Raw genomic sequence first — 16384 nt, forward strand, 5'->3', positions numbered from 1 at the left:
CAACCTCCCTGTGATCGGTTATCGGTCACCATATCTCGAGCTCGAGTTCGAGCTGAACGTCGAATTCTTCCTGCACCTTGTTTCGCACGATGTCGATCAGCTTCTTGACGTCCGCGCTTTTACAGCCCTTTTCCGTCACGAGGAAATTCGCGTGCTGCTCGCTGACCTGTGCTCCGCCGATCTTCAGACCCTTCAGACCCGCACGATCGATCAATGCACCGGCCGAGAGCCCGCGCGGATTCTTAAAGACGCAACCCGCGTTCTTAGTATTCAACGGCTGGGAATTCTTCTTGTATATCCAGATCTCCTTGACGGTACGCAAAAGCTGATCGGAATCGCTCTCGACGAGCTTCATCTTCGCGTTCAGGATCAGCGGTGCGGTTATGTTCACCGAACGATAATCAAAGATCAGCTCGGGTTTGGCCTTTTCGAATATCTCGCCCTCACGGCTCATAAGCGTTACGCTGTCCACGCAAGCCCCGATATCGCCCCAGTTACCCCCGGCGTTCATTCGTACCGCTCCGCCTATAGAGCCTGGGATGCCGGTAAGCGATTCCAGTCCGCCCAGACCTTTGCGTACGCACTCCAGGACAAGTTTGCTCAGGTTGACGCCCGCCCATGCGGTAAGCTGCTCGCCTTCGTACTCAGTTTTGGTGAATTCGTCGCTTTCGAGCTTGATAACGGCACCGCGTACACCCTCGTCACTGACGAGCAGATTGGAGCCGAACCCGAGTACGTGAACCGGCAGCGAATTCTCCCGGCAGCGCACCATGACCGTCTGTAGCTCTTCGACGCTGCGCGGAGTCACGAAGTATTCCGCCCTGCCGCCAAGCCCCAGCCAGGTGTAATTGCTAAGATCACTGTCAGTTTTGACTATTTCCTGCAAGCCACTGAATATATTCATCTGCTACCTTCCATATGTCGCCGGCACCCATGGTGACGATCAGGTCGCCGTCCCGGGCCGTAGATTTGAGGTAATCGACTATCTCGTCGAAAGTTTCTATGAAATACGCATCGCAGCCGCTGGACCGGATCCTGTCGACCAGGACCTGGGCATTGACCAGACGGCGGGACTCTTCCGTGTCGCGCACAAAATAGATATCGGGCACGACTGTTATATCGGCAAGCTTAAAGCTTTCGGCAAAATCATCAAGTAAAAATCTCGTTCGGCTGTACTGATGAGGCTGAAAAATGCATATTACCCGCCCAGGCTCATAACCCTGCTTCATCGCCTGCAGACTCGCCCGGATCTCGGTCGGATGGTGAGCGTAATCATCCATCACCGTCACGCCGTTACCTCCATATTTAACCATCAGCCTGCGGTCCATGCCCTGGAAATCACCCAGATGCTCGAGAACTTCGCCCGGCTGCATGCCCGCATTGACCGCGATCGCATACACCGCCAGGGCATTCATCACGTTGTGCCTTCCCGGCATCGCAAGGCTCACCTGGCCTACATTTTCACAACTTTGGACTATTTCGAACGAATACCTGCCGTTTTCAAGCTGAATGTTCTCCGCACGGACATCACAGGCTTCGCTGAGCCCGAACTTGACGACTCCGACGGCCGGATCCAGTTTGCCGAGCATTTTGAGCGTATTTTCATCGTCGCCGTTGGCTATCACCAGCCCGCCAGCCTTGACCCCGCCGCAGAAATCACTGAACGCATCTATAATATCATCCACATCGCTGTAATAGTCCAGATGATCCTGCTCGATATTGAGCACGACACCGATCTGCGGGTGCAGATTCAGAAAACTGCGGTCGTATTCACAAGCCTCCGCAATAAAAACGCCGTTTTCGACATCGCCGACCCCGCTTGATGTACCAAGTTGCGGTATATCCGCACCCACGATGTAATTCGGCGAAAAACCGCCCTTTTGCATGACCCAGGTCAGCCAGCCGCTGGTTGTGCTCTTGCCGTGGGTACCCGCGATCGCGACTCCCCGCATCTGATCCATCAGCTCGCCAAGCATCTGCGCGTATTTATAGACCTTGCAGCCGTTGCTCCGCGCGACCTGAAGCTCTGGATTGCCTGGACCTATCGCAGCGGATATAACCACGTCGCATGGGAGTTGAATGTTTTCGCAGGCATGCCCGCCGTGAATTTTCGCCCCCGCTTCACGCAGACTTTGCGTAACAGGGGTATCTTCCTGGTCGGATCCGGTAACCGCTGCCCCCTGTTTGAGCAAAACCTTTGCCAGCCCGCTCATGCCGATACCGCCGGCCCCTATAAAATGGTAGTTCCTGCCGCTTGTATGCGTCATTTATTCAATATTTCGGTAATTCTAATTCCTTTTAAGGCCCCCGAAAGGCCACGCCGGAGATTATATTGCAATCCGCGATCTGCTTCAAGCTGAATAACGTTTTTATCGTCCTGTCATCCACATATGCATGACTTTTAGGGGAACTCTAATGATTGCTTTTGAGCGGCAAGTAGAAGATTTTGCGTTCCGACAAGAAAGACAGATCAGCTTTAGTTGCAGCTAAAGCGGTTTTTGTCTGACGCCGTTCGGAATCAAAAAGATTCGCTTGTCCGCCAAAATGAATTGTTAGAGGTGCCCTTTATTATCTTGCTTGACGGGAATGCTCGGCATAACTATCCTGAATGCTTTAATGGCAAGGCTTCTAAATATTTTCAGCTTATACATTTACAACTGATGGAGCAGATTTGACGACACACAAATTCCAATATACAGGCCTCAACGAGGACCAGCTCACCAAATTCAACCAACTCGCCGACCTGCTGGTGGATCAGAACCGAGTCCACAACCTCACGACCATCACAGCAGCAGAAGACATATACGCTCGGCATTTTGTGGACTCACTCGCGGCCCTGGAACTGCTCGACGAGCTCAAACCCGAACAATCCGAACCGCCCCGCCTGCTCGATATCGGCTCGGGCGCGGGCTTTCCCGCCCTGCCCCTGGCGATCGCCCTGCCGGACTGGGACATTACCAGCCTCGAAGCGACCGGCAAAAAGGTGCGATTCCAGGAACATGCCCGAAATTCACTAAATCTGACCAATTTCACCGCCCGACAGGGCCGAGCCGAGATCCTCGCTCGCGAAGACACCTACCGCGAAAATTTCGACGTCGTAACCGCACGCGCACTCGCGGAACTGCGGGTACTGGCGGAACTGACGATCCCGTTTGTCCGGGTAGGCGGCCATTTCCTCGCATGGAAAGGCCCTGACCCGGCCGAAGAAGTCGATTCCGCACGCCAGGCCATCCAACTGCTAGGCGGCAGGGTCAGAAAATTTTACGATTACCAGCTAGCCCAAAACCGCAAATTCACCATCGTCGTCATCAAAAAAGTCACCATGACGCCCGCAGAATACCCCCGCGAATTCAAAAACATCAAGAAAAGCCCGCTGGGAGAATAAAAACTGCACCAGCTAACACGCCTGAGCCCCCAAAAACGCTGATTTTTGCTGATTTTCCCTTGCCGTGCCTGAAAAGTTCGCTATAATGCCCGATTCTGCAACGGCTCGATTCGGCCGTCGTGTAAAAATTCAGTCAGGCAAAAACCTGTTTCACGCCAGCGTAGCTCAACGGTAGAGCACCGGTTTTGTAAACCGGCGGTTAAGAGTTCGATTCTCTTCGCTGGCTTTTTCCATTTCAGGCTGCCGAGCACAGGTCATTGACGATGAAAGAAGCCATCAAAAAAGCTAAAGCCCTCATCGAAGCCATGGAATACATTCAGGAATTCCGCGGCAAGATAGTCGTCATCAAGCTCGGCGGCAGCATACTCGACGACCTCGAACTCCAGAAAAAGCTCCTCAAAGACGTCGTTTTCATGGCCACAGTCGGCATGCACCCGGTCCTGGTCCACGGCGGGGGCAAGGCCATCACGCGAGCAATGCAGGAAGCGGGCCTGGCACCAACATGGGTACACGGCCGACGCTACACCGACGAACGCACCCTCGCGATCGCCGAACACACCCTCGTCCACAAAGTCAACGCGGGCATCGCTCAGACTTTACGCGAAATCGGCGCCGACGCAATGGGCCTGCACTCGCTCAGCAGTTGCGTACTCTTCGCCAAGCCGCTCAAGCTCACAGGCGACAACGGCCGCAAACTCGACGTCGGCATGGTAGGCACCATCGAAGACGTCAACGCCGATCTGCTCAAAACGCTCTGCGAGTCCGGCACGATCCCCGTGATCGCCCCGGTCGCAATGAACCGCATGGGCACAAAGCTCAACGTAAACGCCGACAGCGCTGCAGGCGAAGTCGCAGCCGCTCTAAAGGCCGAGAAACTGGTCGTACTCAGCGACACGCACGGCATATTCAAGGACATCGACGACCCGTCCAGCCAGATATCCAGCGCCACCGAACAGGAGGTCGAGGCGATGGTCGAAGACGGCATAATTTCCGCAGGGATGCTTCCCAAGGTCGAAAGCTGCTTTACTGCACTTAAAGGAGGCGCCGGCAAGGCACACATCATCGACGGCAGAATCGAACACTCTCTGCTGCTCGAGATCTACACCGAAAAAGGCATCGGCACCCAGATCACCAGATAGCAGCATCCATCTTCCGCCGGGCCGGTACTGTTCCTTTCGCAGTTTTTCCATTACATAAGTGAGAGAATCAAATGACAACACAAGAAACAATTCAACTGTTCGATAAGTACGTTATCGCCAACTACGGCCGACTCCCGCGAGTCATCGTAAAGGGCGAGGGCAACTACCTCTTCGACGCCGACGGCAACAAGATCCTCGACATGTTCCCAGGCTGGGCGGTCAGCGGCATAGGCCACTGCCATCCCCGCGTCGTCGAGGCGATCCGGAAACAGGCCGGCGAGCTGCTGCACATCGACAACACGTTCTACAACGAAAAACAGGGCATCCTCGCGAGCATGCTCAGCGAACGCGGTTTCGGCGGTAAGTGCTTCTTCTGCAACAGCGGAGCCGAGGCAAACGAAGCAGCCATGAAGCTGGCACGCAAATACACAGCCGAGGGCAAATACAAGTTCATCACCACCGAAGGCAGCTTCCACGGCCGAACATACGCCACCGTCACCGCAACTGCCCAGCCCAAATACCACGAAGGCTTCCTGCCCATGCTCCCCGGCTTCGAATACGTCCCGTTCAACGACGTCGAAGCCCTGCAGCGTGCGTTCTCGGACGAGGTCGCAGCCGTAATGGTCGAACCGATCCAGGGCGAAGGCGGCATAAACGTCGCGACCCCCGAATTCATGCACACCATCCGCGAGCTTTGTGACGCTCACGGCGCAGCGATGATCCTCGACGAAGTACAGACGGGAATGGGACGCACCGGCAAATGGTTCGGCTACCAGCATTTCGACGTTGAGCCGGACATCATATCCATGGCCAAGGCACTCGGCGGCGGCATGGCGATCGGCGGCATCATGGCAAAACCCGAAGTCGCAAAGGCACTCGTGCCCGGCACGCACGCAAGCACGTTCGGCGGAAACCCGATCGCCTGTGCAGCGGGCATCGCCGTGATCGAGGCTATCGAGCAGGACAACCTGCTGCAAAACGCCGTACAGATGGGCGAATATGCAATCGAGAAGATCGAAGCACTCAAACAGAAGCACGAGATCATCGACCATGTACGAAGCAAGGGACTCATGATAGGCATCCAGCTTACCGGCCCCGGCGCCGCGATAGTGGACAAGTGCCTTGAAAAGGGCCTGCGGATCAACTGCACCCAGCAGACGGTCCTGCGATTCATGCCCAGCATGACAGTGACCCGCGATCAGCTCGACACCGCCCTCGAAATCCTCGATACGGTTCTAACCGAAGGGAGCGAAGAATAATGAAAGATTTTATTGCAATTGGCGACTGTACCGCAGACGAGCTGCGTGAACTGCTCCATCTCAGCGTACAGGGCAAGCAGATAGACAAACTGGGCGGCCGGGACAAGAGCCTGCCCGGAAAAACTCTGGCGATGATCTTCGAAAAAGCCTCGCTGCGTACCCGGATGAGCTTCCAGATCGCGATGACCGATCTGGGCGGCCATGCGGTATACCTAAAGCCCGAGGACGTGGGCATAATCGGCGACCGCGAACCGGCCAAGGACATGGCACGCGTACTTGCACGATACGTCCACGGCATCATGGCGCGGACCTACAAACACGAAACGCTGATCGAGCTCGCAAAATACGCCGACGTGCCCGTGATCAACGCACTGAGCGACTGGTCGCACCCCTGCCAGGCGATGGCGGACATCCTGACCATGTACGAGCACTGCGGGGACCTCGAAGGCCGAAAGATCGCATACATCGGCGACGGCAACAACGTCGCGCGTTCACTCGCCTTCGCATGTGCGAAATTCAAGATCAAGATCGCGATCGCCTCGCCTCGCGGTTACGAGCTGGACCAGAGGTCCCTCGACATGTGCAACGACCTGATGCCCGAAACCGCCGTACAGCTCAATGACGGATTCGAAGCGGCAAAGGACGCAGACATCATATACACCGACACCTGGGTCAGCATGGGCCAGGAAAACGAAAAGGCAGAACGGGTGGACGATTTCAAAAAGGGCAATTTCCAGGTCAATTCCGAACTGCTAAGCTACGCCCCGCCGCGTGCGAAGGTGATGCACTGTCTGCCCGCTTACCGCGGCATGGAAATAACCGACGAAGTTGCGGAATCGGACCGCTCGGTCATTTTCGACCAGGCCGAAAACAGGCTCCACTTCCAAAGGGCTTTACTGAAAAAACTCCTGTTCCAGAATCCTAAGGCAAAGCGAAGATAACGATGAGCAGAAGGATCCTAGTTGCAAGCACTAACCCGGGCAAAATGCGCGAGCTGTCCGCCCTGCTGGACCTCGACATCGAGTGGCTGACGCTCAAAGATTTCCCGGACGTACCGGAGGTCGTAGAGGACGGCAAGACGTTCGAAGAGAACTCACGCAAAAAGGCCCTGGGATATGCAAACGCAACCGGCGAGTGGACAATTGCGGACGACTCGGGCCTTGCCGTCGATGCTCTGGACGGTGCGCCCGGCATACACTCCGCCAGGTTCTCGGGCCCGAAGGACCCTGCCGAACAGCGGTCACTGATCGACCACCGCAATATCGCCAAGGTCCTCGAGCTGATGAAAGATGTGCCCGAATCCGAACGAACCGCAAGATTCGTCTGCTGCATCTGTCTTGCCGCACCGGGCAGGGTGCTTGTCGAGACACGCGGCACAATGGAAGGTATCATTACAAAAAAAGAGATCGGAACCGGTGGTTTCGGCTACGATCCCATTATGTTCATCCCCGAAAAGAATAAAACCGCTGCCGAACTAAGCGCAGACGAGAAGAACGAGTTATCCCATCGCGGCGAAGCGATCAAAAAGCTCAAGCCCTCACTTCAGGACATTCTCCGCACCAATGCCTAACCATCAGACATGATAGCTGAAAGCGAATATCCGCGGTGTCTCGATCCGCAGATAATCCTTCATGTTCATCCTTACCGCCCGCTCATGGGTCCCTGCCTGGAAGACGATGTACTCACATTTTTCAAGCCTGTCATCCATGATCGTAGGAACGCCGTAAAAACTCCCAAAAGGCGGCTCAGCTCCTATCTGACAGTCCGGGAAGATGTCGGCCAGCTCAGCCTCGCTGGCGAGAGTTACTTCGTTCTCACCCAGCATACTCTTCAGCACGTTCCAGTCGATCTTGTAACATGCAGGAAGAACACACAAATAATGCCTGCCGTCGGCCCTCACGATCACCGACTTGGCAACATTGTCGCCGTGAACATGCTCTTCCTGAGCAACCTGCTGAGCGGTATAAGCCGTCCGATGCTCCTTGATCTCGTAATTAGTGGCCTGCTCGTCTAAATAGTCTATTACCTTCATGGTACACCTCGCGAGTTAATTAGTACCAGTTATAATTTTCGTTCGTTAAACCACTTCTACTACCAGTAAGGGAAATACTCAAACCTCGGTTCAACTGATTCCGGCGAGGTCCCTTCCGACCATGCGGCATACAATATGATCAGAGCAGCCGCCAGGATCAAAGCAAGTATCGCCCATACTCGCGGATCATGAAGCATCACATTCAATTTATGAGCTGCATGCTCCATATAGTAGTGATGATCAACATGTTTTTCTATTCCTCTAGCCATAATTCCATACCTCCCACACAATCTGTATTTATATACGATCATGATGGCCGTAAGCGCGGAGCTATAGATGAATTTTGGCCTAAATGCCTGCACTGTGAATGAATATGCCCGCAAATCGGGCTCAAGGTGTGTAAAGCTTTCAAAAAACAAATGCTACCGAGGTCCGGTTTCCCCCTTTTCTCCTTCTCCGGTGCGTGTTCAAGACACGCGGTTCTCCTGGCCATCAAAACCTTCGGCAGCCCGCACTCCTAAAGAGATGCTGATCCTCACATTTTCCCTCGCCTTTGGTTTGGCATCCGAAAATACCGGACCTCGAAGCAGCATTTGTCAGTTAGGGGTCGCTTAATTTGCCCCTGATACATAAATAATGATACAGCATCACAGATTTAAATAAAATCAGGGCCATCCCTGAAAAAGCCATAGGGCCTTATCACTATGGGCACCATCTAAACACATTGGGAGGGCACAAATCACATACCGAATGGTGACAGCAGAACAATTATCACAGCTTGCCGTAAAACTGCGTACTTGTGTTTTTACTTGACATAACTAATAGTGATTTGTTATGAGTCTTTACTATTTGCTGGTCGAATAGACGTCTGTTTGATTCAAAAAGCCTGCAAAACAGCTTTGAAACGGCTTGCAGGTCTGAATTTTCTGCTCTTTTCGCAACCGGCATTTTAATTCTCTCCAAGATGGGAATCTAACTTTGGGATAATTTTTTGGTGTTTTTATGGCAAAATCCGGCAGTTCTAAGTCACTGGTGATCGTTGAGTCACCGGCAAAAGCTAAAACAATAAACAAATATCTCGGACCCGAATATGAGGTCCAGGCATCGATGGGCCATGTGCGGGATCTTCCTTCGTCAGGTCTCAACATCGACATCGAGCATGACTTTGAGCCCACATATGAGATAAGCCGCGGCAAAAAGAAGGTCATCAACTCTCTAAAGTCGGCCGCTAAAAAGTGCGACAGGCTCTACCTGGCGACTGACCTTGACCGTGAGGGAGAGGCGATTGCATGGCATCTGGCACAGTTGCTGAACATGCCCGATGAGAATACCTATCGGGTTGTGTTCAACTCCATAACCAAGGATGCAATAAAACAGGCGTTCAGCGATCCCGGCAAACTCAACATGGACCGTGTACTCGCTCAGCAGGCCAGACGCGTACTCGACCGTATAGTAGGATACGAGATCAGTCCGCTGCTGTGGAAAAAGGTCGCTCGCGGCCTCAGTGCCGGACGGGTTCAGTCCGTCGCGGTCAAGATGATCGTCGAAAAGGAACGCGAGATCAGGGCCTTCGATCCGGATGAATACTGGCTCATACCGGCCGTTTTCACCACGGAAACGGACAAGGACTATTCCGCCGACTGGAAAGCGTTTCTCGAATCGGCCGAGGACGAAAAGAAGGGCCGAACCCTCGCCGAGCAGTACGAGTGGCTCAGGGAAAGAAACGCCTTCAAGGCTGAACTGACCAGGGTAAACGGCGACAAGTTCCACGCGGACAACGAAGAAGACGCCCATAAGATATTCAACGCCATTCGCAACGGATCGTATTCGGTCGCTGACAAGAAGGTCAAGCGGGTATCTTCAAGACCTTCCCCGCCGTTCATAACATCAACTCTGCAGCAGGCGGCGGCAAACAGGCTAGGCTTCACCGCCAAGCGCACCATGTCCGTGGCCCAGCAGCTTTACGAAGGTGTGGAGCTAGGCTCGATGGGAGCGATCGGCCTGATAACCTACATGCGTACCGACAGCACGCATATCTCGGGCGAGGCCATCAGCGCTGTAAGGCGTCATATCGGCAGCGATATCGGCCCTAACTACGTGCCGGAAAAACCCAATTTCTTCACATCGAAAAAGGGCGCTCAGGAGGCTCACGAAGCCATCCGCCCGACGGACCCGAGCATCAAACCCGGCGACGCAAAGCCGTATCTGAACGACCAGCAGTTCAAGCTTTATGATCTGATCTGGCGCCGCTTTGTCGCGTGCCAGATGGAAAAGGCCCAGTGGGACACGACCACAATCGAGATCGAAGCCAAAACCGAGATCGGCCCGTGCACCTATCGCACGAACGGCCGGGTGCAGGTATTCGACGGCTTCACACGGGTCTGGCGCAACACTTCAAACGATCAGGACCTGCCCAGCATGGAGGTCAGCGATCCGCTGGCGGCAGTCGATGTCAATGCGGAACAGCACTTCACCAAGCCCCCCGCCCGCTACACAGAGGCATCGCTGGTCAAGGCGCTGGAACGCGAAGGCATCGGCCGGCCAAGTACATACGCAAGCATCATCAGCACGATCCAGGACCGCAAGTATGTCGAAAAACTCAAGAACAAGTTTTATGCTACTGACCTGGGCGAGGTTGTGACGGATAAGCTGGCTGAGTTTTTCCCGAAGATCATGGACATCGCGTTCACGCGGCACATGGAGGGTCAGCTTGACGAGATCGAGGAGCATCACCTCGACTGGGTGAACGTGCTCAACGAATTCTACGGGCCTTTCAAGGAAAACCTCGAGACCGCCAAAGAAGAGATGAAGCACGCCAAGGCCGAGACCACGCCCAGCGAGTATACCTGCCCAGAATGCGAAGCTCCAATGGTATACCGCTTCGGCAAGAACGGCCGGTTCTTAAGCTGTTCGAAGTATCCGGACTGCAAATTCGCTTGCCCCTGCGACCGCGAAGGCAAGATGGTCAAGGAAGAAGTTACGGAACACAAGTGCCCCAATTGCGAAAAACCCATGGTGGTCAAGAGCGGGCGTTTCGGCAAGTTCCTCGGATGCTCGGACTATCCGCAGTGCAAGACGATCATGAACATTGACAAGGAAGGCAACGTGCAGCCGCCCAAGGCTCCGCCCGAGCCGACAGGCATCAAATGCTACAAATGCAAAAAAGGCGAACTGGTCATAAGACAGTCCAAGCGCGGGCCGTTCCTGGGCTGCAACAAGTTCCCCAGGTGCCGGACGATCGTTAGCATGAAACAGCTCGACAACCTGAAAAAGCTCCAGGAAGAGGGCAAATGGCCGCCCGAGACATGGGAAGAAGCGGACGAGATGCTGGGCCGTAAAAAGTCAGCGAAAAAGAAATCAAAGAAGAAAAAGGCCAAAAAGAAGACAGCGAAGAAAAAGACAGCTAAAAAGAAAACCGCTAAGAAGAAGACGAAAAAGAAAACCAGCCCTAAGACTGAATCTGAATAGCAGCGTCACAAAAAACGCTGCCGGCCTTGCAAGGAGTTTGACTAATGGCAGAATTTGATGATCTGAACAATATGGATGACGCTTCCGACAGCTTTGAGACCGTCGAGCCGATCGGCATGCGGGTGGTTATCCGCAAAGACGAGGACAAAAAGGAAACCAAGGGCGGCATTCAACTGCCGGACAACATCGAGATACCAACGATAACGGGCAGGATAGTGTCGGTTTCCGCGGAAGTGGAGATCACAGCAGAACTGCCGTTGAAGCAGTATGACAAGGTGCTTTTCAATCCAAAAGGCGCGATCCCGGTAGATTTCGAAGGCGACAACCGCCTGTTCGTAGTAGACGTGGAAAACGTAGTAGCAGTCTTCCGCAAGACCTGATCAAGATCACGGTAAAACCCTGCTGCAAAAACACTTACACCCACAAAGCTGTCGCTTCAGTATGCGGCAGCTTTTTTCATTGTCCACAACCAATGCAGTCTGTGCAAAACCAAAACACACTCTTTCGCAGACGCAAAAATTCTTTTGCAAATGCCTAATACGCATTGTGATTAATTCTCATGCTTAATCCATTCAGTATTGCATATTGAGCAGAACATTTCTGAGGTTATATTGTTCCATGCAACTGTTCCTGCGTTGAATATTTCCTCATAATTTTTGTAAATGCGGTTGCTCAAGTAGTGACTCTTCATATAGGCCCAAAGACGTTCTATCGGATTCAATTCCGGACTGTATGCAGGCAGGTGAAGCAGGCTGATATTCTTCGGCACAACCAACTGTTTAGCGATATGCCAACCAGCCTGATCAAGAACCAGAACCACATGTACATCTTTGCCTGCCTCCTCGCTTATAAATCTCAGGTGGTGATTCATATAATCAGTGTTAACAGTCGGAGTAATCACAGCCGACGATTTGCCATTGACAGGATTGACAGCTCCAAAAATATATACCCAATCATACTCGGTCTGCTTTACTGCTGTAGGCCTGGATCCTTTTGGAGCCCAAACATTGGTCAGTGTTCCTTGCTGGCCTATTCGCACTTCGTCCTGGAACCAGATCTCAATTTTCTTTTCGGGGTTTTCTGTTCGGACTTTTTGGACAAAAAGGGGGCTTGCTCCAACCACTGCTGCATTTTTTCCGGATCGTTCTTTCGGTGCTTAGGCCTTGGTTTTAGACATGAAAGCCCCAATCTATGCATTAGATCATAGACGCCGAAGAGCGAATATTTTACGCCAAATTCTCTTTCAAGAATCCGTCTTATGTCTCTGCCGCGTAGCACACATACACCACCGTCTGAATCGGTTGGTCCATCTTGAATTCGCTTGATCAACTCAGGCTCTTTTTTGCGTGGCAGTTTTGTAGGCCTGCCGCTTTGACGTTTTGGTGCGATAGCCTCAATGCCGCCATCACGGTAGAAATAACACCATCGCTGAACGAAGTTTTTGCTGCGATCAAGTTTTGTCATGATCGCTTTTGTTTGCCATCCCTCCAATGCCAGGGCTACCACCCGATATCGATCTCGCTGCTTTGCATTGGTTTCAATCCGAGCTTTTTCTTTTAACTTTTGCAGGTCACCGTACTTGATCTCACTGATGTGCATGCCATATTTCCTTTCATTTTTTAGGAATTATGACACATCATTAGCGATGGCGCAAGTCTAAAACCGTGGCGCGCGAAAAAATTTCACAATGCGTATAACATCCCTTGCAAGCGTCTGATAGACAAGCACTTAGGTTGCACAATTGTCTTACCCAACCGCGGCCGGAGCTTTCTTATTTCTGCCGGGGTCTTCTTCGCAGGAGCAGCCCGCCTGCACCTAGCAGCAGAATTGTCGCAGGTTCGGGGATTTCAGGTGTCTCAGGCGGGTCGACAGGTATAATTTCCGGATCATCATCACCGCTGGCGATAGGAAAACCGCCGCCTGCGGGACTTGCGCCGCCGCCGGCACCAACACCGCGGCTGTTACGATGCAGCGGGCCTGATGCCTGACTTTGGGGGGATTGTTCTTCAGTGAGGATTACTGTTTCTTCTTCGTCTTCGCGCTGGAAGACGGCGACAACCATTTTTGGTGAGTCAACGGTAATTGTGGTGCTGGCGCTGGAGTTGTTTCCTACGTCGCCGAGCCAGCCTGCAAATCTGTAACCCGGGCGTGGGCTTGCAGTTATGGTAGTTTTTTCGGCTTTATTGTAGCTGTGTACGCCTGCATCGGGGGTAACCGTGCCGCCGTCGACGGGGCTTCGCTGAACCATCAGCGAGTATTCGCCGGTCGCGGCCTGAACGGGGGAAACGGTCGCCAGCAGTGCAAAAATGCACATCTGAAGGCCCATACCGACTAAAGCGACAGGGTATAGCCGCGACCTGGTCATATTTTTATTACTTTTCATCAATGTTTCTCCCCTGAGACGCTGGATGGGCCTAAAATCGTCCATATCAGCACTGAAAATCAACTTTTCATTCGAAAACCTCAGCAAACTTATACCCCATACGGCTGAAAGTGTCAAGCTAATGTACGCTAAAATGACTATTTGAAAAGATGTGAAAAGTTGGGCAAAACTCATCGAAATGGGGTCAAAACTAAGAAGAAAGGGGTGAAAAACATGCAAAAGTTGTCACCGAAAACAGGGCCTAAAATGCCCAACATGAGCCCAGAGTCATTTTAATGAACTGGATATTTTTCAGTTACTTTAGAACCTGCGATGGAGTCCTATGCCCATGTATTCTTCTTTGCCGTCGACGCCTGAGAAGGGGATGACATCGAAGCCGCCGACCTGGGGGAGTTTGTCTTCGCCTGCGACGTGGTGGCCCACGATGTAGCCGAGGACCGCGCCGAAAACTACGTCACTTCCCCAGTGGTCACCGCTGTCCATCATGCGGAAACCGACGAAGCCGGCGCCGAGGTAGGCTGGGATGCCGACGTTGGGGCCGTAGAGTTCGTCGAGGACGGCAGCGACGGTGAAGGAGCTGGAAGTATGGCCGCTGGGCCAGGCGAGGTCCTTGCCGTTGGGTGTGTCGTTGTTTCTAATCACTTTGGCGGTGAGGGTCCAGAAGCCGGTCACCGATAGTGCCTTCATCATGGTCCAGGCGTTTTTCTTGTTTATCTCGTCCTGGTTTGCATGGCTGAAGAGGTACCAGAGGCCGGTTGCGGCGAAATGGAAGCCGGGGCCGCCGACAAGATATGTACCTTCGTCGGCCCAGTCGTCGCGGAGGGCCTGGTGGTCCTCGAAGTTGTCCGCGATATCGTCATCGGCGCCGCTTGCATGCATGGCGATGCTGGCACCGCCGGCCATGAGCAGAGCGTTGACGTAGTCCGGGTTGTCGAGGATTTCCACTGTGTTCTCCTCGATAACGTCCGGCAGGGTCCATATATCGTCCCAGAGGGCATCGAGGGGTTTTACTTCGTCGAAGCTGGCCTGATAATCTTCATCGAGCAGACTGCCTGACTGGGTGTTTTCCTGTGTGCCAGCAAATACGGGTGTTGCGGTGACTAAGATTACTATCAGCAAAGCTATGCAATGTTTCATAATTGCTCCTCCGGTTGGAACAGGTTATTCCCATTCTATCGTTGCGGGCGGCTTGGACGATATGTCGTAGCAGACACGATTGACGCCGCGAACTTCGTTGATGATCCTGCTGGAAATGGTTCCCAGCACCTCGAAAGGTATGTGCGAGAAATCGGCGGTCATGAAGTCGGTCGTTTCGACGGCACGGATGGCGATGACGCTCTCGTAGCTGCGTTCGTCGCCCATGACGCCTACGGTACCGACGGGCAGAAGCACCGCGAGTGCCTGTGATATGCTTCTGTAGAGTCCTGCAGCCTTGATCTCTTCGATAGCTATTGCGTCGGCTTCGCGGAGGACAGCGAGTCTTTCGCGGGTTATTTCACCGATGACGCGTACGGCAAGGCCCGGTCCGGGGAAAGGATGGCGCCAGACCATATCTTCGGGCAGGCCGAGGTATTCACCGACGAGCCTGACCTCGTCCTTGAAGAGGTCGCGAAGTGGTTCGACAAGCTTGAATCCGAGTTTTTCCGGCAGGCCGCCTACGTTATGGTGCAGCTTGATATTTGCTGCGAGGTTGCCGTCCTTGTTGCCGGACTCGATGACGTCGGGGTAGAGGGTGCCCTGGGCGAGGAACTCAGCGTTTTCGATCTTGTCAGCTTCGCTCTTGAAGGCGGCAATGAATTCTGCGCCGATTATTCTGCGTTTTTTCTGCGGGTCGGTAACGCCTGCGAGCTGGTCGAGGAACTGGTCGCTCCAGTCGACGACGTGCAGGTCCATGTGGAAGTGGCCGCTGAACATCTGGACGACGCCCTCACGCTCGTTCTTGCGGAGAAGGCCGTTGTCGACGAAGATACAAACAAGCTGATCGCCGATGGCTTTGTGCAGCAGTGCAGCGGTAACGGCGGAATCGACGCCGCCGCTGAGGCCGCAGATGACCTTTGAATCACCGACCTGGTTGCGGACCTTTTCGATGGTTTCTTCGACGAAGTCGCTCATCTGCCAGTTGCCTGCACAGCCGCAGATGTCGTAGATGAAATTCTGCAGTATGTCGTTGCCGCAGGGCGTGTGGGTGACCTCGGGGTGGAACTGAACGCCGAAGAATTTGCCGTCCTTGTGTCTTACCGCGCCGTAGGGGCATGTTGGTGTTTCGGCGAGCGACTCGAAATCGTCATTGAGCTCGTTGACCTGGTCGCCGTGACTCATCCATACCGTGGTCGACTCGGGTACGCCCTTGAAGAGGTCCTGATCGTTGACGACTTTGAGTTTGGTGCGGCCGTACTCACGGCTCCTGGCGGGCTGGATGTCGCCGCCGAGTATCTTACAGCCTATCTGCATGCCGTAGCAGATGCCGAGGACGGGGACGCCGAGCTCGAATATTTTGGGATCGCAGGAGGGGGCGTTTTCCGCGTAGACGCTTTTTGGTCCGCCTGAGAGGATGACGCCTTTTACACCGAGCTGTGCAAGTTTGGCGGCGGGGACGTCGGGCTGGTAGATTACCGAATAAACTTTCTGTTCCCGTACTCTGCGGGCGATGAGCTGGCCGTACTGGCTGCCGAAATCGATTATGGCGATTGTCTCACGTGACATTTTGTTCTCTTACAA

General features: G+C 53.6%; 16 protein-coding genes and 1 tRNA gene. 8 read left to right on the plus strand and 9 right to left on the minus strand.

Annotated elements, in window-relative coordinates; genetic code table 11:
- Nucleotides 1-25: 25 nt before the first annotated feature.
- Entirely contained in the window at nucleotides 26-904 is an 879-nt protein-coding gene (murB, locus tag STSP2_RS16480; protein WP_146663813.1) for a UDP-N-acetylmuramate dehydrogenase, read from the minus strand.
- Nucleotides 864-2267, minus strand: a complete 1404-nt coding sequence (murC, locus tag STSP2_RS16485) for a UDP-N-acetylmuramate--L-alanine ligase (RefSeq protein ID WP_146663814.1) — start codon at nucleotides 2265-2267, stop codon at nucleotides 864-866. The genes murB and murC overlap by 41 nt, the downstream gene beginning before the upstream one ends.
- Before the next feature lie 404 nt (nucleotides 2268-2671).
- On the opposite strand from murC, the gene rsmG reads away from it, so the two are divergent.
- The 6 genes from rsmG to STSP2_RS16515 all read left to right on the plus strand — a co-directional run bounded on the left by rsmG (nucleotide 2672) and on the right by STSP2_RS16515 (nucleotide 7353).
- Entirely contained in the window at nucleotides 2672-3385 is a 714-nt protein-coding gene (gene rsmG / locus STSP2_RS16490) for a 16S rRNA (guanine(527)-N(7))-methyltransferase RsmG (protein WP_169853300.1), read from the plus strand.
- Between the two features lie 154 nt (nucleotides 3386-3539).
- Nucleotides 3540-3611 (plus strand) — tRNA-Thr (locus tag STSP2_RS16495).
- 37 nt (nucleotides 3612-3648) lie between these two features.
- A complete protein-coding gene (argB, locus tag STSP2_RS16500; protein WP_146663816.1) occupies nucleotides 3649-4524 on the plus strand; it encodes an acetylglutamate kinase in 876 nt (291 codons plus the stop codon).
- Between the two features lie 71 nt (nucleotides 4525-4595).
- Nucleotides 4596-5783, plus strand: a complete 1188-nt coding sequence (locus tag STSP2_RS16505) for an aspartate aminotransferase family protein (protein WP_146663817.1) — start codon at nucleotides 4596-4598, stop codon at nucleotides 5781-5783.
- Nucleotides 5783-6724, plus strand: a complete 942-nt coding sequence (gene argF, locus STSP2_RS16510) for an ornithine carbamoyltransferase (RefSeq protein WP_146663818.1) — start codon at nucleotides 5783-5785, stop codon at nucleotides 6722-6724. The genes STSP2_RS16505 and argF overlap by 1 nt, the downstream gene beginning before the upstream one ends.
- Before the next feature lie 2 nt (nucleotides 6725-6726).
- Nucleotides 6727-7353: an XTP/dITP diphosphatase gene (locus STSP2_RS16515; protein WP_146663819.1), complete on the plus strand. Its 627-nt coding sequence runs from the start codon at nucleotides 6727-6729 to the stop codon at nucleotides 7351-7353.
- A gap of 3 nt (nucleotides 7354-7356) precedes the next feature.
- Here STSP2_RS16515 and STSP2_RS16520 read toward each other — a convergent pair whose 3' ends face one another.
- Together STSP2_RS16520 and STSP2_RS16525 are read right to left on the minus strand one after the other, a co-directional pair.
- A complete protein-coding gene (locus STSP2_RS16520) occupies nucleotides 7357-7815 on the minus strand; it encodes an aminoacyl-tRNA deacylase (RefSeq protein ID WP_146663820.1) in 459 nt (152 codons plus the stop codon).
- Nucleotides 7816-7874: 59 nt separating this feature from the next.
- Entirely contained in the window at nucleotides 7875-8084 is a 210-nt protein-coding gene (locus tag STSP2_RS16525) for a hypothetical protein (RefSeq protein WP_146663821.1), read from the minus strand.
- 733 nt (nucleotides 8085-8817) lie between these two features.
- On the opposite strand from STSP2_RS16525, the gene topA reads away from it, so the two are divergent.
- Both topA and STSP2_RS16535 read left to right on the plus strand, forming a co-directional pair.
- On the plus strand, nucleotides 8818-11283 hold the full coding sequence (gene topA, locus STSP2_RS16530; RefSeq protein ID WP_146663822.1) for a type I DNA topoisomerase: 2466 nt from the start codon (nucleotides 8818-8820) through the stop codon (nucleotides 11281-11283).
- Between the two features lie 71 nt (nucleotides 11284-11354).
- Nucleotides 11355-11663 carry a co-chaperone GroES gene (locus STSP2_RS16535; protein WP_146664107.1) on the plus strand — a complete coding sequence of 103 codons (309 nt, stop codon included), beginning with the start codon at nucleotides 11355-11357 and terminating at the stop codon, nucleotides 11661-11663.
- A gap of 170 nt (nucleotides 11664-11833) precedes the next feature.
- Here the strand turns inward: STSP2_RS16535 and STSP2_RS16540 are convergent, their stop codons facing one another.
- The 5 genes from STSP2_RS16540 to guaA form a co-directional block, all read right to left on the minus strand.
- Complete coding sequence (locus tag STSP2_RS16540; protein ID WP_146659672.1) at nucleotides 11834-12406, minus strand: IS630 family transposase; 573 nt, start codon at nucleotides 12404-12406, stop codon at nucleotides 11834-11836.
- Nucleotides 12313-12882, minus strand: a complete 570-nt coding sequence (locus STSP2_RS16545; protein WP_146659670.1) for a winged helix-turn-helix domain-containing protein — start codon at nucleotides 12880-12882, stop codon at nucleotides 12313-12315. Before STSP2_RS16545 ends, STSP2_RS16540 begins: the two co-directional genes overlap by 94 nt.
- Nucleotides 12883-13054: 172 nt before the next feature.
- The gene (locus STSP2_RS16550) at nucleotides 13055-13666 is read right to left on the minus strand and encodes an InlB B-repeat-containing protein (protein WP_169853301.1); all 612 of its coding nucleotides are present in this window, start codon (nucleotides 13664-13666) and stop codon (nucleotides 13055-13057) included.
- 300 nt (nucleotides 13667-13966) lie between these two features.
- Entirely contained in the window at nucleotides 13967-14803 is an 837-nt protein-coding gene (locus STSP2_RS16555; RefSeq protein ID WP_146663824.1) for a phosphatase PAP2 family protein, read from the minus strand.
- 24 nt (nucleotides 14804-14827) lie between these two features.
- Nucleotides 14828-16369, minus strand: a complete 1542-nt coding sequence (gene guaA / locus STSP2_RS16560; protein WP_146663825.1) for a glutamine-hydrolyzing GMP synthase — start codon at nucleotides 16367-16369, stop codon at nucleotides 14828-14830.
- Nucleotides 16370-16384: the final 15 nt, after the last annotated feature.

This window comes from Anaerohalosphaera lusitana (genome assembly GCF_002007645.1).
Taxonomy (GTDB): domain Bacteria; phylum Planctomycetota; class Phycisphaerae; order Sedimentisphaerales; family Anaerohalosphaeraceae; genus Anaerohalosphaera; species Anaerohalosphaera lusitana.

Bases quoted from the DNA above. Each gene is read 5' to 3' on its own strand.
- murB (WP_146663813.1), bottom strand. From the start codon at position 904: ATGAATATATTCAGTGGCTTGCAGGAAATAGTCAAAACTGACAGTGAT.
- murC (WP_146663814.1), bottom strand. From the start codon at position 2,267: ATGACGCATACAAGCGGCAGGAACTACCATTTTATAGGGGCCGGCGGT.
- argB (WP_146663816.1), top strand. From the start codon at position 3,649: ATGAAAGAAGCCATCAAAAAAGCTAAAGCCCTCATCGAAGCCATGGAA.
- STSP2_RS16505 (WP_146663817.1), top strand. From the start codon at position 4,596: ATGACAACACAAGAAACAATTCAACTGTTCGATAAGTACGTTATCGCC.
- argF (WP_146663818.1), top strand. From the start codon at position 5,783: ATGAAAGATTTTATTGCAATTGGCGACTGTACCGCAGACGAGCTGCGT.
- STSP2_RS16515 (WP_146663819.1), top strand. From the start codon at position 6,727: ATGAGCAGAAGGATCCTAGTTGCAAGCACTAACCCGGGCAAAATGCGC.
- STSP2_RS16520 (WP_146663820.1), bottom strand. From the start codon at position 7,815: ATGAAGGTAATAGACTATTTAGACGAGCAGGCCACTAATTACGAGATC.
- STSP2_RS16525 (WP_146663821.1), bottom strand. From the start codon at position 8,084: ATGGCTAGAGGAATAGAAAAACATGTTGATCATCACTACTATATGGAG.
- topA (WP_146663822.1), top strand. From the start codon at position 8,818: ATGGCAAAATCCGGCAGTTCTAAGTCACTGGTGATCGTTGAGTCACCG.
- STSP2_RS16535 (WP_146664107.1), top strand. From the start codon at position 11,355: ATGGATGACGCTTCCGACAGCTTTGAGACCGTCGAGCCGATCGGCATG.
- STSP2_RS16545 (WP_146659670.1), bottom strand. From the start codon at position 12,882: ATGCACATCAGTGAGATCAAGTACGGTGACCTGCAAAAGTTAAAAGAA.
- STSP2_RS16550 (WP_169853301.1), bottom strand. From the start codon at position 13,666: ATGAAAAGTAATAAAAATATGACCAGGTCGCGGCTATACCCTGTCGCT.
- STSP2_RS16555 (WP_146663824.1), bottom strand. From the start codon at position 14,803: ATGAAACATTGCATAGCTTTGCTGATAGTAATCTTAGTCACCGCAACA.
- guaA (WP_146663825.1), bottom strand. From the start codon at position 16,369: ATGTCACGTGAGACAATCGCCATAATCGATTTCGGCAGCCAGTACGGC.